At 67.1% G+C, this 13,972-nt stretch carries 13 protein-coding genes; 7 read left to right on the forward strand and 6 right to left on the reverse strand.

Going from position 1 to position 13,972, the window contains the following annotated elements; genetic code table 11:
* The first annotated feature begins 19 nt into the window (after positions 1-19).
* From atpA to ASF43_RS08240, 4 genes are read left to right on the forward strand one after another with little or no spacing between them, the layout of a single operon-like run.
* The gene (atpA, locus tag ASF43_RS08225; protein ID WP_056178884.1) at positions 20-1,573 is read left to right on the forward strand and encodes a F0F1 ATP synthase subunit alpha; all 1,554 of its coding nucleotides are present in this window, start codon (positions 20-22) and stop codon (positions 1,571-1,573) included.
* A gap of 23 nt (positions 1,574-1,596) precedes the next feature.
* Positions 1,597-2,481, forward strand: a complete 885-nt coding sequence (gene atpG / locus ASF43_RS08230; RefSeq protein WP_056178887.1) for a F0F1 ATP synthase subunit gamma — start codon at positions 1,597-1,599, stop codon at positions 2,479-2,481.
* A 33-nt stretch (positions 2,482-2,514) separates the two neighbouring features.
* On the forward strand, positions 2,515-3,921 hold the full coding sequence (atpD, locus tag ASF43_RS08235; RefSeq protein ID WP_056178890.1) for a F0F1 ATP synthase subunit beta: 1,407 nt from the start codon (positions 2,515-2,517) through the stop codon (positions 3,919-3,921).
* Positions 3,922-3,942: 21 nt separating this feature from the next.
* A complete protein-coding gene (locus ASF43_RS08240) occupies positions 3,943-4,362 on the forward strand; it encodes a F0F1 ATP synthase subunit epsilon (RefSeq protein ID WP_056178893.1) in 420 nt (139 codons plus the stop codon).
* Positions 4,363-4,423: 61 nt separating this feature from the next.
* Here ASF43_RS08240 and ASF43_RS08245 read toward each other — a convergent pair whose 3' ends face one another.
* From ASF43_RS08245 to ASF43_RS08255, 3 genes are read right to left on the reverse strand one after another with little or no spacing between them, the layout of a single operon-like run.
* Complete coding sequence (locus ASF43_RS08245) at positions 4,424-4,930, reverse strand: TPM domain-containing protein (RefSeq protein WP_056178897.1); 507 nt, start codon at positions 4,928-4,930, stop codon at positions 4,424-4,426.
* A gap of 14 nt (positions 4,931-4,944) precedes the next feature.
* A complete protein-coding gene (locus ASF43_RS08250) occupies positions 4,945-5,895 on the reverse strand; it encodes a YgcG family protein (protein ID WP_056178900.1) in 951 nt (316 codons plus the stop codon).
* A gap of 6 nt (positions 5,896-5,901) precedes the next feature.
* Positions 5,902-6,489: a LemA family protein gene (locus tag ASF43_RS08255; protein WP_056178904.1), complete on the reverse strand. Its 588-nt coding sequence runs from the start codon at positions 6,487-6,489 to the stop codon at positions 5,902-5,904.
* A 138-nt stretch (positions 6,490-6,627) separates the two neighbouring features.
* Between ASF43_RS08255 and ASF43_RS08260 the strand changes: the two genes are divergently transcribed.
* From ASF43_RS08260 to ASF43_RS08270, 3 genes are read left to right on the forward strand one after another with little or no spacing between them, the layout of a single operon-like run.
* Positions 6,628-7,083 carry a nuclear transport factor 2 family protein gene (locus ASF43_RS08260; protein ID WP_056178907.1) on the forward strand — a complete coding sequence of 152 codons (456 nt, stop codon included), beginning with the start codon at positions 6,628-6,630 and terminating at the stop codon, positions 7,081-7,083.
* Positions 7,084-7,099: 16 nt separating this feature from the next.
* A complete protein-coding gene (locus ASF43_RS08265; protein WP_056179263.1) occupies positions 7,100-8,095 on the forward strand; it encodes a YheT family hydrolase in 996 nt (331 codons plus the stop codon).
* Between the two features lie 17 nt (positions 8,096-8,112).
* Positions 8,113-8,649 (forward strand): DUF2946 family protein, encoded by a 537-nt coding sequence (locus ASF43_RS08270; RefSeq protein WP_056178909.1) that lies wholly within the window; start codon positions 8,113-8,115, stop codon positions 8,647-8,649.
* Between the two features lie 9 nt (positions 8,650-8,658).
* On the opposite strand, the gene ASF43_RS08275 is transcribed toward ASF43_RS08270, so the two are convergent.
* The 3 genes from ASF43_RS08275 to ASF43_RS08285 form a co-directional block, all read right to left on the reverse strand.
* A complete protein-coding gene (locus tag ASF43_RS08275; protein WP_056178912.1) occupies positions 8,659-9,252 on the reverse strand; it encodes a cytochrome c5 family protein in 594 nt (197 codons plus the stop codon).
* A 147-nt stretch (positions 9,253-9,399) separates the two neighbouring features.
* Entirely contained in the window at positions 9,400-10,806 is a 1,407-nt protein-coding gene (locus ASF43_RS08280; RefSeq protein ID WP_056178914.1) for an efflux transporter outer membrane subunit, read from the reverse strand.
* The gene (locus ASF43_RS08285) at positions 10,799-13,969 is read right to left on the reverse strand and encodes an efflux RND transporter permease subunit (protein ID WP_056178917.1); all 3,171 of its coding nucleotides are present in this window, start codon (positions 13,967-13,969) and stop codon (positions 10,799-10,801) included. Before ASF43_RS08285 ends, ASF43_RS08280 begins: the two co-directional genes overlap by 8 nt.
* Positions 13,970-13,972 lie beyond the last annotated feature (3 nt).

The following is a 13,972-nucleotide window of genomic DNA, read 5'->3' on the forward strand; positions in this document are numbered from 1 at the left end:
TTGAAAGAAGGAAAGAGTCATGCAGCTCAATCCCGCAGAAATTTCCGAACTGATCAAGAGCCGCATCGAGGGCTTTGGCGCCAGTGCCGACATCCGTAACCAGGGCACTGTGGTCTCGGTGACGGACGGCATCGTGCGCGTGCACGGCCTGTCCGACGTGATGCAAGGCGAAATGCTGGAATTCCCGGCCACCGCCAGCGGCGCGCAAACCTTTGGCCTGGCGCTGAACCTGGAACGCGACTCCGTCGGTGCCGTGATTCTGGGTGAGTACGAGCACATCTCCGAAGGCGACACCGTCAAGTGCACCGGCCGCATCCTGGAAGTGCCGGTCGGCCCTGAGCTGATCGGCCGCGTCGTGAACGCACTGGGCCAGCCCATCGACGGCAAGGGTCCGGTCAACGCCAAGATGACGGACGTGATCGAGAAGGTAGCACCCGGCGTGATCGCCCGCAAGTCGGTCGACCAGCCCATGCAGACCGGCCTGAAGTCCATCGACTCCATGGTGCCCGTCGGCCGTGGCCAGCGCGAGCTGATCATTGGCGACCGCCAGACAGGCAAGACCGCCGTGGCGATCGACGCGATCATCAACCAGAAGGGTCAGAACATGACCTGCGTCTACGTTGCGATCGGCCAGAAGGCTTCGTCGATCAAGAATGTGGTGCGCGCACTGGAGCAAGCCGGCGCGATGGAATACACCATCGTGGTGGCCGCTTCGGCTTCCGAATCTGCTGCCATGCAGTACCTGTCGGCCTACTCCGGCTGCACGATGGGCGAGTACTTCCGCGACCGCGGCGAAGACGCGCTCATCGTCTATGACGACCTGTCCAAGCAGGCCGTGGCCTACCGCCAGGTCTCGCTGCTGCTGCGCCGCCCCCCAGGCCGCGAAGCCTACCCCGGCGACGTGTTCTATCTGCACAGCCGCCTGCTGGAGCGCGCTGCCCGCGTGAACGCTGACTACGTCGAAGCTTTCACCAAGGGTGAAGTCAAAGGCAAGACCGGTTCGCTGACGGCACTGCCCATCATCGAAACGCAGGCCGGCGACGTGTCCGCCTTCGTGCCGACCAACGTGATCTCGATCACCGACGGCCAGATCTTCCTGGAAACCTCGCTGTTCAACGCCGGCATCCGCCCCGCCATCAACGCCGGTATCTCGGTGTCGCGCGTGGGTTCGTCGGCCCAGACCAAGATCATCAAGGGCCAGTCCGGCGGTATCCGTACCGACCTGGCCCAGTACCGTGAGCTGGCTGCGTTCGCGCAGTTCGCCTCCGACCTGGACGAAGCCACCCGCAAGCAGCTGGACCGTGGTGCCCGTGTGACCGAACTGCTCAAGCAGGCCCAGTACGCGCCGCTGCCGATCAGCTTGATGGGGGCTACGTTGTTCGCCGTGAACAAGGGTTTCATGGACGACATCGACGTCAAGAAGGTGCTGCCGTTCGAACACGGCCTGCACGCCTACCTGAAGGACAAGAGCGCGGCCCTGTTGGCCAAGCTCGAGTCGAGCAAGGCGCTGGACAAGGACGCGGAGGCCGAGCTGACGGCCGCCATCACGGCGTTCAAGAAGTCCTTTGCCTGATCACCTAAGCAAAGGAGTCTTGCATGGCTGCTGGTAAAGAGATTCGCGGCAAGATCAAGTCGGTCGAGAACACCAAGAAGATCACCAAGGCCATGGAAATGGTCTCGGTGTCGAAGATGCGCAAGGCCCAGGAACGGATGCGCGCGGCGCGTCCGTACGCCACCAAGATCCGCGATATCGCGGCCCACCTTGGCGAGGCGAATCCCGAGTACACGCACGCCTTCATGAAGACGAACGAAGCCAAGGACGTGGGCTTCATCGTGGTGACGACCGACAAGGGTTTGTGTGGTGGCTTGAACACCAACCTGTTGCGTCTGCTGACGGGCAAGCTGCGTGATGTGCAGACCGCCGGCGGCACGCCGCTCTCGGTGGCCATCGGCGGCAAGGGCCTGGGCTTTTTGAACCGCATGAACGCCAAGGTCGTCTCGCACGTGACGCACCTGGGCGACACGCCGCACCTCGACAAACTGATCGGCCCCGTCAAGGTGCTGCTCGATGCGTATGCCGAAGGCAAGCTGGGCGCGGTCTACCTTTGCTACACCCGCTTCATCAACACGATGAAGCAGGAGTCGGTGATCGAGCCACTGCTGCCACTGTCCAACGCACAGATCCAGGAAGAGTCCAAAGCCGACGCGACCAAGAGCACGCACAGCTGGGACTACATCTACGAGCCCGACGCCCAGTCCGTCATCGACGAGCTGCTGGTGCGATACGTCGAGGCACTGGTCTACCAGGCCGTGGCCGAGAACATGGCGTCCGAGCAATCCGCGCGCATGGTGGCCATGAAGTCCGCGACCGACAACGCCGGCAATGTGATTGCCGAGCTCAAGCTGGTCTACAACAAGTCGCGTCAAGCGGCGATCACGAAGGAATTGTCCGAGATCGTCGCGGGCGCTGCGGCGGTCTGACGCCCACCCGATTCAAAATTTTTGGAGCAAACAATGGCTCAAGCACAAGGCAAGATTGTTCAATGTATCGGCGCTGTGGTGGACGTCGAGTTCCCGCGCGACCAGATGCCCAAGGTCTATGACGCGCTGAAGATGGAAGGCTCGGCCCTGACGCTGGAGGTCCAGCAGCAGCTGGGTGACGGCGTGGTCCGCACCATTGCGCTGGGCTCGTCCGACGGCCTGCGCCGCGGCTCCATCGTGTTCAACACGGGCGCCTCCATCATGGTGCCGGTCGGCAAGGCCACGCTGGGCCGCATCATGGACGTGCTGGGCAGCCCCATCGACGAACGCGGTCCGGTCGACCAGGCCCTGACGGCCTCGATCCACCGCAAGGCCCCGGCCTACGACGAGCTGTCGCCGTCGCAGGAGCTGCTGGAAACCGGCATCAAGGTGATCGACCTGGTGTGCCCCTTCGCCAAGGGCGGCAAGGTGGGCCTGTTCGGTGGTGCCGGCGTGGGCAAGACCGTGAACATGATGGAACTCATCAACAACATCGCCAAGGCCCACAGCGGTCTGTCGGTGTTCGCGGGCGTGGGCGAGCGGACCCGTGAAGGCAACGACTTCTATCACGAGATGGCCGACTCCGGCGTCGTGAACCTGGAGAACCTGCCCGAGTCCAAGGTGGCCATGGTCTACGGCCAGATGAACGAGCCGCCGGGCAACCGTCTGCGCGTGGCGCTGACCGGCCTGACCATCGCCGAGTCGTTCCGCGACGAAGGCAAGGACGTGCTGTTCTTCGTGGACAACATCTACCGCTACACGCTGGCCGGTACGGAAGTGTCCGCTCTGCTGGGCCGCATGCCTTCCGCCGTGGGCTACCAGCCGACGCTGGCCGAGGAAATGGGCCGTCTGCAAGAGCGCATCACCTCCACCAAGGTGGGCTCCATCACCTCGATCCAGGCTGTGTACGTCCCTGCGGATGACTTGACGGACCCGTCGCCTGCCACGACCTTCGCCCACCTGGACTCCACCGTGGTGCTGTCGCGTGACATCGCCTCGCTGGGCATCTACCCCGCTGTGGACCCGCTGGACTCCACCAGCCGCCAGCTGGACCCGCTGGTGGTGGGCCAGGACCACTACGAGACGGCTCGCTCGGTGCAAGGCACGCTGCAGCGCTACAAGGAACTGCGCGACATCATCGCGATTCTGGGCATGGACGAGCTGGCACCGGAAGACAAGCTGGCCGTGGCGCGCGCGCGCAAGATCCAGCGCTTCCTGTCGCAGCCGTTCCACGTCGCCGAAGTGTTCACGGGTTCGCCCGGCAAGTACGTGCCGCTGGCCGAAACCATCCGTGGTTTCAAGATGATCACGGCTGGCGAGTGCGACCACCTGCCCGAGCAGGCCTTCTACATGGTCGGCACCATCGACGAGGCCTTCGAAAAGGCCAAGAAGATCGCCTGACCCGGCGGATGAAGGAAATCCATGGCTACGACCTTTCAAGTTGATGTCGTCAGTGCCGAGGAGTCCATCTTCTCGGGCGAGGCCCGCTTCGTGGCCTTGCCTGGCGAGGCCGGCGAGCTCGGCATCTACCCGCGCCACACGCCGCTGATCACGCGCATCAAGCCAGGCTCCGTGCGCATCGAGCGGCCCGACGGCAGCGAAGAATTCATCTTCGTGGCTGGCGGCATTCTCGAAGTGCAGCCGAACGCTGTGACCGTCATGTCTGACACCGCCATCCGCGGCAAGGACCTGGACGACGAGAAGGCCAACGCTGCCAAGGCCGCGGCCGAAGAGGCATTGCGCAATGCAAAGGGCGAGCTGGACATCGCCAAGGCGCAGTCCGAGCTGGCCGTGATGGCGGCGCAAATCGCGGCGCTACGCAAGTACCGCCAGAAGAAGTAAAGGCTTCGGCCACCCAGCAAAAAGCCACCGCTTGCGGTGGCTTTTTGTTTGGGGAGCGGGCTCAGCGGATCACGATGGTGTTGTCCAGCTCGTCTGCATTGACGGCGCCAGCTTCGCGCGGGAAATGCTGCACCAGCGCGGCCGAGACCTCTTCCAGGGCCGTGGTCAGGCCGTCTTCATACTGCCCGGCGCGCAGGGCCGCGCGCAGGTGATCGACCACATCCTGCCAGTGCTGCGCCTGCACATGCCGATTCAGCCCGCGGTCGGCCACCAGCTCGATGGCATGGTCAGCCAAGAGCAGGTAGATGAGCACGCCGTTGTTGTGCTCCGTGTCCCACACGCGCAGCTTGCCGAACATGGCGATCGCACGCTCGCGCGCGCTGGCGTTGCGCCACAGGTAGCTGCTGGGCAGGGCGGCCTCGACACAGATGCGGACTTCGCCGCCATGGCGCTGTTCGCTGGCTGCGATGCGGCGCTCCAGCCGCTGCAGCGCATCGGGTTTGAGCACGCGCTGCACATCGGCCACGTCGTACCAACGGTGCTTGAGGAAACGCAGGAACCGTGACATGACCGCGCCGCCTCTCACCAGTCGCCGGAGGCGCCGCCGCCGCCGAAATTGCCGCCGCCCCCAGAGCTGAAGCCACCGCCTCCGCCGCCACCCCAGGAGCTGCCGCCACCGCCCCAGCCGCCGGCACCGGCCCCGCCGATCCAGCCGCCTGTGGTCGCGGCTGTGCGGCCACGCATGGTGGTCGGGCGCAGGCCGGGGCCGACGTTGCCGGACAGCAGCGCGATGACGAAGGCGATCGCCGCGCCGGCCAGGGCCAGCACCAGGCCGACCTGCAGGATCAACCAGGCGAACGCACCCACACCCGCGCCGGTCACGACGGCGCCGAGCTTGCGCCCCAGCACACCGCGCAACACGCCGGCCACGATCGGCACCACGAAGAACACGCCGATCAGCAGCAGCGGAAGGTTGTCGCCGAGCAGGTCGTTCGCGTCGGCACCCGGGCGCTTCCTGGCCTGGGGTGCAGGCAGCGCTTCGCCACGGATGCGCGCATCGATCTGCGCCACTCCGGCCTGCAACCCGCCCGCAAAGTCGCCCTGGCGCAGCCTGGGCGTGATGGCCTCGTCGATGATGCGTTTCGCGGCCAGGTCGGGGATCGCGCCCTCCAGCGTCTTGGCGACCTCGATGCGCAGCTTGCGGTCGTCCTTGGCGACGATCAGCAGCACGCCGTCGCCGATCTCGCGCCTGCCGATCTTCCAGTCATTGGCGACGCGGTTCGCATAGGAGGCGATGTCTTCGGGCGCGGTGGTTGGCACCAGCAGCACCACGACCTGGGCGCCGCGTTCGGTTTCCAGCTTCGCCAGCGCCTGGTCCAGCACCCCCTGCTGCAACGGATCCAGCGTGCCGGTGGTGTCGACGACGCGGCCACTCAGTGCGGGCACGGGCTGCAGCGGCTGCGCCTGGGCCAGCCCGCACGCCACGAGCAGCAGCGTGGCCAGCAGCCAGCAGCGTGCGAGCAGGGCCGTCACGCGCGCTTACTTCTTGTTGAAGTCGACGACGGGGGGCGTGGAGATCTGCGCTTCGTTCTGCACGGCGAACACCGGCTTGGGGTCATAGCCGAACACCTTGGCCGTGACGTTGGTCGGGAAGCTGCGCGCCAGCACGTTGTATTCCTGCACCGTCTGGATGAAGCGGTTGCGCGCCACGGTGATGCGGTTTTCCGTCCCTTCGAGCTGCACGCGCAGGTCGCGGAAGCCCTGGTTGGCCTTGAGGTCCGGGTAGCGTTCGCTGACCACCATCAGGCGCGACAGCGCACTGCCCAGCTCGCCTTGCGCGGCCTGGAACTTCTGCAGCGCTTCCGGGTTGTTCAGCGTCTCCGGCGTGACCTGGATCGAGGTCGCCTTGGCCCGTGCCTCGACCACCTTGGTCAGCGTGTCCTGCTCGAACTGGGCCTCGCCCTTGACCGTGGCCACGATGTTGGGCACCAGGTCGGCGCGCCGCTGGTACTGGTTCAACACCTCGCTCCAGGCGGCCTTGGACTGCTCGTCCAGACGTTGGAAGTCGTTGTAGCCACAGCCCGTGAGGGCCAATGCCAATGCGATGATGGATGTCCAGCGTTTCATGGTTTTTTCTCCTGGTTCCGGCGCTCGCCGTTGAAGTCGGGCCGAGCATACCGGACGGTTTGCGACCAACTGTTTCCGCCACGGCCATGGCTGCAATTCGTTGCACAATCGCTCGCATTCCCACGCACCCCAGGCCGCATGACCCCAGCCCGATTGCACGCTGCCGCGCTCGCCGGCAGTGCCGACGACACCGAGGCCGCGTTCTACGATGCCATGCAGCACGGCGACATCGACGCGATGATGGCTTGCTGGGCCGATGAGGACGACATCGTGTGCGTGCATCCGGGCGGCGGGCGTCTGGTCGGTGCCGCCATGATCCGCGCGGCCTACGAAGCCTTGTTCGGCCATGGCGTGGTGCGTGCCATGCCGCGCCGCGTGCGCAAGGTCGAGTCCCTGACCGCCGCCGTGCACAGCGTGATCGAACGTGTGGAGGTGCAGACCGATGCCGGCCTGCGCGCGGCCTACGTCACCGTGACCAACGTCTACCACAAGACGCCGCAGGGCTGGCGCATGGTGGTCCACCACGCCAGCACCGACAGCGTGGGCCATGGCGACGACCCCGAGTCCGCCGGCGGCCCGCAAACCCTGCACTGAGCCACGCCAGTCGATGATGGATTACGCCGCGCCCTGGTGGTTGCCTGGCGGCGATCTGCAGACTATCTGGGCCTCGCTGTATGCCAGGCGGCGCTTCGGCCCCGCACTGGTCTACAAGCGCGAACGCTGGATCACGCCCGACATGGACTTCGTCGACGTCGACCTGGCCGACCCGGCGGAATGGACCGTCGAGCCCGTGGCCAGCCCGGAGCGGCGCCCGCTGCTGGTGCTGTTCCATGGCCTCGAAGGCTCCTCGTCGAGCCACTATGCCGAAGCCTTCGGCGACTTCGCGCGCAAGCACGGCATGGTCTATGCCGTGCCGCACTTTCGCGGCTGCAGCGGCGAGCTCAACCTGGCGCCGCGGGCCTACCACTCCGGGGACTTCGAAGAGGTCGGCTGGATCCTCAAGCGCATGCGTGCGCGGCACGACGGCCCCATCGTCGCGATCGGCGTTTCTCTGGGTGGCAATGCGCTGCTGCGCTGGGCGCAGGAGATGGGCGCCTTGGCTGCAAGCGTGGTCGACGCGGTGGCGGCCGTCTGCTCGCCGCTGGACCTGGCGGCCGGCGGCTTGGCCCTGGGTCAGGGCCTGAACCGGCTGGTCTATACGGGCATGTTCCTGCGCTCGATGAAACCCAAAGCACTGCGCAAGCTGGAGCAGCATCCCGGCCTGTTCGACCGCGAGCGGCTGCTGGCCGCGCGCAGCCTGTACGAGTTCGACAATGTCTTCACTGCGCCGCTGCACGGGTACCGCAGCACCGACGACTACTGGTCGCGCGCGTCGGCCAAGCCGCACCTGTCGCGCATCCGCATTCCGGCCCTGGTACTGAATGCGCTGAACGACCCCTTTGTCCCGCGCGACAGCCTGCCGCGCCCGCAGGACGTCGGACAGCACGTCACGCTGTGGCAACCTGCCGAAGGCGGCCACGCGGGCTTTCCGGCCGGCCGCTGGCCCGGCCATGTCCGCACCATGCCTGAGGCCGTCGGCAACTGGCTGCTATCCGCCACGCGCTGAGTTCCATAATCGTCGCGATGGACGACATCGTGCGACAGGCCATCGCGAAATGGCCCAACGTGCCCGACTGCTACGGTTGGCTGGGCCTGGATGCGCGCGGGGACTGGTACCTGCGCGATGACGCGACACAGGCCGCGGGCCCCTTCGCCGGCGGCGCGGCCGGCAAGGGCTCGGTGCTGCGCCACACGCAGTTGCTGGCCTTCATCGGGCGCAACTATGACCGCGATGCGCGCGGCTGCTGGTTCTTTCAGAACGGCCCGCAGCGCGTCTACGTGGAGCTGGCGGCTGCACCCTGGGTCTGGCGTCTGGCACCCGACCTGTCGATTGCCAGCCACACGGGCACCGCGGCACGATTCGAGGCATGCCTGGTCGATGAGGCGGGAAGGGTGTACTTGTTGACCGACCTGGGCCTGGGGCTGGTGCACAGCCTGGATGTGGACGTGGTCGCGACGGCTGTGGAGCAGGCCGTGTGGGAGACGCAGGCGGTGCGTGCCGCCGATCTCCCGTCGCGCTACGGCTTCGTGCTGAGCCCGCAGCAGTTGGCGGGCCGCTGAAGAGCCGCCTTACTTGGCGGCGGCTTCGGCCGGGGCTGCGCCCTCGGCGGCCGATGCTGCGGGCTTGGCCGGCTCGGCGAACTTGCCACCGCCGGCATTGGCCATGAAGGCCACGGCGCGCGCGATCTCGGTGTCTTCGAAGTCGCCGCCGCCTTGCGGTGCCATCGCGCCCTTGCCCTTCAGCGCCGACTGCACCAGCGCTTCGAAGCCGGTGGCGATGCGCGCGCCCCAAGCAGCCGCGTCACCGAACTTGGGCGCGCCGGCCACGCCGGCTGCGTGGCATGCCGCGCATTGCGTCTTGTAGACCTGCTCGCCACCGGCCAGCTCTCGGTTGGCATCGCGGATCTCGACCATGCCGACCTTCTGCAGACGCGTGGCCACGCCCTGGGCGAGCGATTGCTCCGTCGTGCCGCCGAGCGCCATGACGCTGGCGTCGCCGCTGCCCGAAGGCTTGACGGCCGACACCACGAAATACACGAGGCCGATGATCACGAAGATCGGCACCACGAACGAGAAGAACACGGCCACCAGCAACTGCTTGGGGTTCTTGATCGGACCGGTATGGGCTCCGTCGTCAGCATGTCCTTGCGCAAGATTGCTCATGGTGTCCTCAGTATCGGGGGCTTCTTCGTATCGGGGGGGCTTGGTGCAGCCCGCGAGTATAACTTCGGGGTCAAGCCAAGGCCCTGCGCCGCCACCGGTGTGTGCGCCCTGCGCAAGGGCGCGCCCAGCCCGTGGACGGATCCGTTTTCAGGGCTGCGCGGTCCAGCCGCCGCCCAAGGTCTTGTACAGCGTCACCTGGTTCTGCAGCTGCGCCAACCGCGTCTGCACCACGGCCTGCTGGGTGGTGAAAAGCGAGCGCTGCGCATCCAGCAGATCGAGATAGCTGGCCACGCCGTTGCGGTAGCGCAGATCCGACAGCTTGAAGCGCGCCGATTCGGCTTCCACCTGCGCCTGCTGCGCGCGCAATTGCTCGCCCAGCGTGGCCCGGCCGGCCAGCGCGTCAGCCACTTCACGGAAGGCAGTCTGGATCGCGCGCTCGTACTGCGCCACGGCGATGTCGCGGCCCACCTTGGCCGCGTCCAGCCCCGCCTGGTTACGGCCGGCATCGAAGATCGGCAGCAGCAATTGCGGTGCGACGGTCCAGCCGAACGAGCCGCTTTCGAACAGGCCCGACAGCTGCGTGCTGGCCGTGCCGAAGCCCGCCGTCAGCGAGATGCGCGGGAAGAAGGCCGCGCGTGCTGCGCCGATGTTGGCGTTGCTGGCGATCAGCAACTGCTCGGCCTGGCGGATGTCGGGCCGCGCCACCAGCACGTCGGACGGCAGGCCCGTCGGCAGCTCGGCCATCAGCACCGCGTTCTCCAGCCGCGTGGTGGCCGGCGGCGTGCCGACCTGCTGCGCCCAGTCGGGCTGGCCGACCAGCAGGGTCAACAGGTTCAGGTCCAGCGCGCGCTGGCGCTGCACCTGCGCCAAGGTGGCGCGCGCGGCTTCCAGCAGCGACTGCGCCTGGCGGAAGTCCAGCTCGGAGGCCACGCCGCTGTCCAGCCGCAGCTTGGACAGCTTGATCGATTCCTCGCGCGTGGCCAGCGTCTGACGCGTCAGCTCGAGCAGCTCGTCGTCGGCCAGCAGGCTGAGGTAGGCGTTCGCCACCGAGGCCACCAGGCTGATCTGCGTGGCCTTGCGGCCCTCTTCGGTGGCCAGGTACTGCGCCAGCGCCACTTCGCTCAGGCTCGCGATGCGGCCGAAGAAATCGATCTCCCAGGACGACACGGTCAGCCCGGCCTGGTAGACCGTGAGCGTCTCGCCGCCGGGCTGCGGCGTGCGCGAGCCGCTGATGCCGGCGCCCACGCTGGGGTAACGGTCGGCGCGCTGGATGCGGTACTGCGCACGCGCCTGCTCGATGTTGAGCACCGCCACGCGCAGGTCGCGGTTGTTGGCCAACGCCAGCTCGACCAGGCTGCGCAGCCGCGCGTCGCTGATGAAGCTCTGCCAGGGCAGGTCGGCCGCGGCCTGCGTGCCCGCCGCCGGCGCAGCGCCCGCATCCGGGAACTGCGTGGCCACGGGCGCCGCGGGGCGCTCGTAGGTCGGGATGAAGGAGCAGCCGGCCAGCAGGGCCGCCGCCGCCAGCGCCGCGAGGCGCTTCGAGTGCTTAGTCATGTGCGGCACCTTTCGTTTCGCCCACGCCCGCATGGCGTGCGTGCTCCGCATAGATTTCCTGCTGACGCTTGCTGCCCTTGAACAGGCCGCGCACCAGCACAAAGAACACCGGCACGAAGAAGACGGCCAGCAGCGTGCCCGTGGCCATGCCGCCGATCACGCCGGTGCCGATCGCGCGCTGGCTCGCCGAGCCCGCGCCCGAGGCGATGAACAGCGGCACCACGCCCAGGCCGAAGGCCAGCGAGGTCATGATGATGGGCCGGAACCGCAGGTGCGCGGCCTCCAGCGCCGACTCGACCACGCCTTTGCCCGCGGCCTGCAGGTCCTTGGCGAACTCGATGATCAGGATCGCGTTCTTCGCCGACAGGCCGATGATGGTGATCAGCCCCACCTGGAAGTACACGTCGTTGGAATAGCTGCGCAGCAGCGTCGCCAGCAGCACGCCGACCACGCCGAGCGGCACCACCAGGATCACCGCCAGCGGGATCGACCAGCTCTCGTACAGCGCCGCCAGGCACAGGAACACCGCCAGGATCGCGAAGCCGTACAGGATGATGGCCTGCGAGCCGGCAAGCTTTTCCTCGCGCGACTGGCCGGTCCATTCGAAGCCGAAGCCGGCCGGCAACTGGGCCGCCAGCCGCTCCATCTCGGCCATGGCCGCGCCCGTACTCTGGCCCGGGCCCGCGTCGCCGCTGATGCGCACGGCCGGGTAGCCGTTGTAGCGCACCGTCTGCATCGCGCCGGTCACCCAGCGGGTGGTCGCGAAGGCCGACAGCGGCACCGGTTGCCCTTGCGCATTGGCTGCGTTCAGGCGCAGCAGGTCTTCAGGCTGCATGCGGGCCGGTGCATCGGCCTGCACGATCACGCGCTGCAGGCGGCCGCGGTTCGGGAAGTCGTTGATGTAGCTCGAACCCAGCGCGGTCGACAGCGCGGTGTTGATCGCATCGAAGCCCACGCCCAGGGCCTGCGCCTTGTCGCGGTCGATGTCGATCTGCAGCTGCGAGGCGTCTTCCAAACCATCAGGCCGCACCTGCGCCAGCACCTTGCTCTGCGAGGCCAGGCCCAGCAGCTGGTTGCGTGCGTTCAGCAGTGCCTGGTGTCCCTGGCCGGAGCGGTCCTGCAGGCGGAACGAGAAGCCGCTGGCGTTGCCCAGTTCCGGGATGGGCGGCGGGCTCAGCGGGTAGATGAAGGCGTCGCGGATGCCCGACAGCGCACCGAATGCGCGGCCTGCCAGTGCGCTGGCGGAATTCGCCGGGTCGTGCCGTTCGGACCAGTCCTTCAGCGTCACGAACGCCAGGCCCGAGTTCTGGCCCTGGCCCGAGAACGAGAAGCCCAGCACGCCGACCATGCTCTCCACCTCGGGCTGCTTCAGGATGAAGCCTTCGACCTGCTGCATCACGTCCAGCATGCGCTCCTGCGTGGCGCCCGGGGGCAACTGCACGTTGACGATGATGTTGCCCTGGTCTTCCTGCGGCAGGAAGGAGGTGGGCAGGCGCTGGTACATGATGACCACGGCACCGATGATGGCCGCGTAGATGATCAGGTAGCGCCAGGCGCCCTTGAGCATGCGCGCGACCACGCCCTCGTAGCCCTTGGCCGTGCGCGAGAAGCTCCGGTTGAACCAGCCGAAGAAGCCGCGCTTGTCATGGTGGTGGCCGGCCTCGACGGGTTTGAGCAGCGTGGCGCACAGGGCCGGCGTCAACGACAGCGCCAGGAAGGCCGAGAAGCCGATCGACACCACCATCACGGCCGAGAACTGGCGGTAGATGTTGCCGGTCGATCCCGCGAAGAATGCCAGCGGCACGAACACCGAGACCAGCACCACCGTCACGCCGATGATGGCGCCCGAAATCTGCTGCATCGCCTTCTTGGTGGCGTCCAGCGGCGACAGGCCCTCCTCGGTCATGATGCGCTCGACGTTCTCCACCACCACGATGGCGTCGTCCACCACGATGCCGATCACCAGCACCATGCCGAACATGGTGAGCACGTTGATCGAGAAGCCCAGCGCCAGCAGCGCGCCGAAGGTGCCGAGCAGCGCGATCGGCACCACCAGCGTGGGGATCAGCGTGTAGCGCCAGTTCTGCAGGAACAGGAACATCACCAGGAACACCAGCGCCACGGCTTCGAGCAGCGTGTGCGTGACCTGCTCGATGGAGATGCTGACGAACTTGGAGCTGTCGTAGGGGATGTCGTACTTCACGCCCTGCGGGAAGAACTTGGACAGCTCGTCCATCTTCTGGCGCAAGAGGCGCGCCGACTCCAGCGCATTGCCGCCCGGCGAAGGCTGCACGCCCAGGCCGACCGCGGGCACGCCGTTCAGGCGCGCGGAAGTGGCGTAGCTCTGGCCACCGATCTCGACGCGCGCCACGTCCTTCAGGCGCACGGTGGAGCCGTCGGCGTTGGCCCGCAGCACGATGTTCTCGAACTGCTGCACGTTGGACAGCTGGCCCTTGACGACCACGGTGGCGGCGATGCCCTGCCCGGCCACGTTCGGCAGGTCGCCGATGGTGCCGGACGCCACCTGGGCGTTCTGGGCCCGGATCGCGGCCGTCACCTCGGCCGAGGAGATCTTCACGCCCTGCATCCTGGCCGGGTCCAGCCAGATGCGCATGGCGGTCTCCGAGCCGAACAACTGCACCTGGCCCACGCCCTTGACGCGCTGCAGCTCAGGCTGGATGTTGCGCGCGGCGTAGTCGCCCAGCTCCACCGTGGTGAAGTCGGGGTTGTCCGAGGACAGCATCGCGAACGCCAGGAAGTTGTTGCGCGCCTTGTCCACGCGCACGCCCTGCTGCGTCACGGCCGCGGGCAGCCGCGGCGTGGCGCGCGACAGGCGGTTCTGCACGTCCACCTGCGCCAGGTCGTCGTTGGTGCCGGGCTCGAAGGTCACCGTGATGGTGCCGGTGCCGTCGGCCTGGGCCACCGACTCCACGTAGATCAGGCCGGGCGAGCCGTTCATTTCGCGTTCGATGACGGACAGCACGCTGTCCTCCAGCGTCTGCGCCGAGGCGCCGGGATAGGCAACGTTGATGACGATGGCCGGTGGCGCCACCGGCGGGTACTGCGAGATCGGCAGCTGGGTGATTGAGACCGCGCCCATCACGATGATGAACAGCGCGATCACCCACGCAAAGATCGGGCGATCGATGAAGAACTTGGCCATGGA

The sequence above is a fragment of the Pseudorhodoferax sp. Leaf267 genome (genome assembly GCF_001422405.1).
Taxonomy (GTDB): Bacteria; Pseudomonadota; Gammaproteobacteria; order Burkholderiales; family Burkholderiaceae_C; genus Pseudorhodoferax.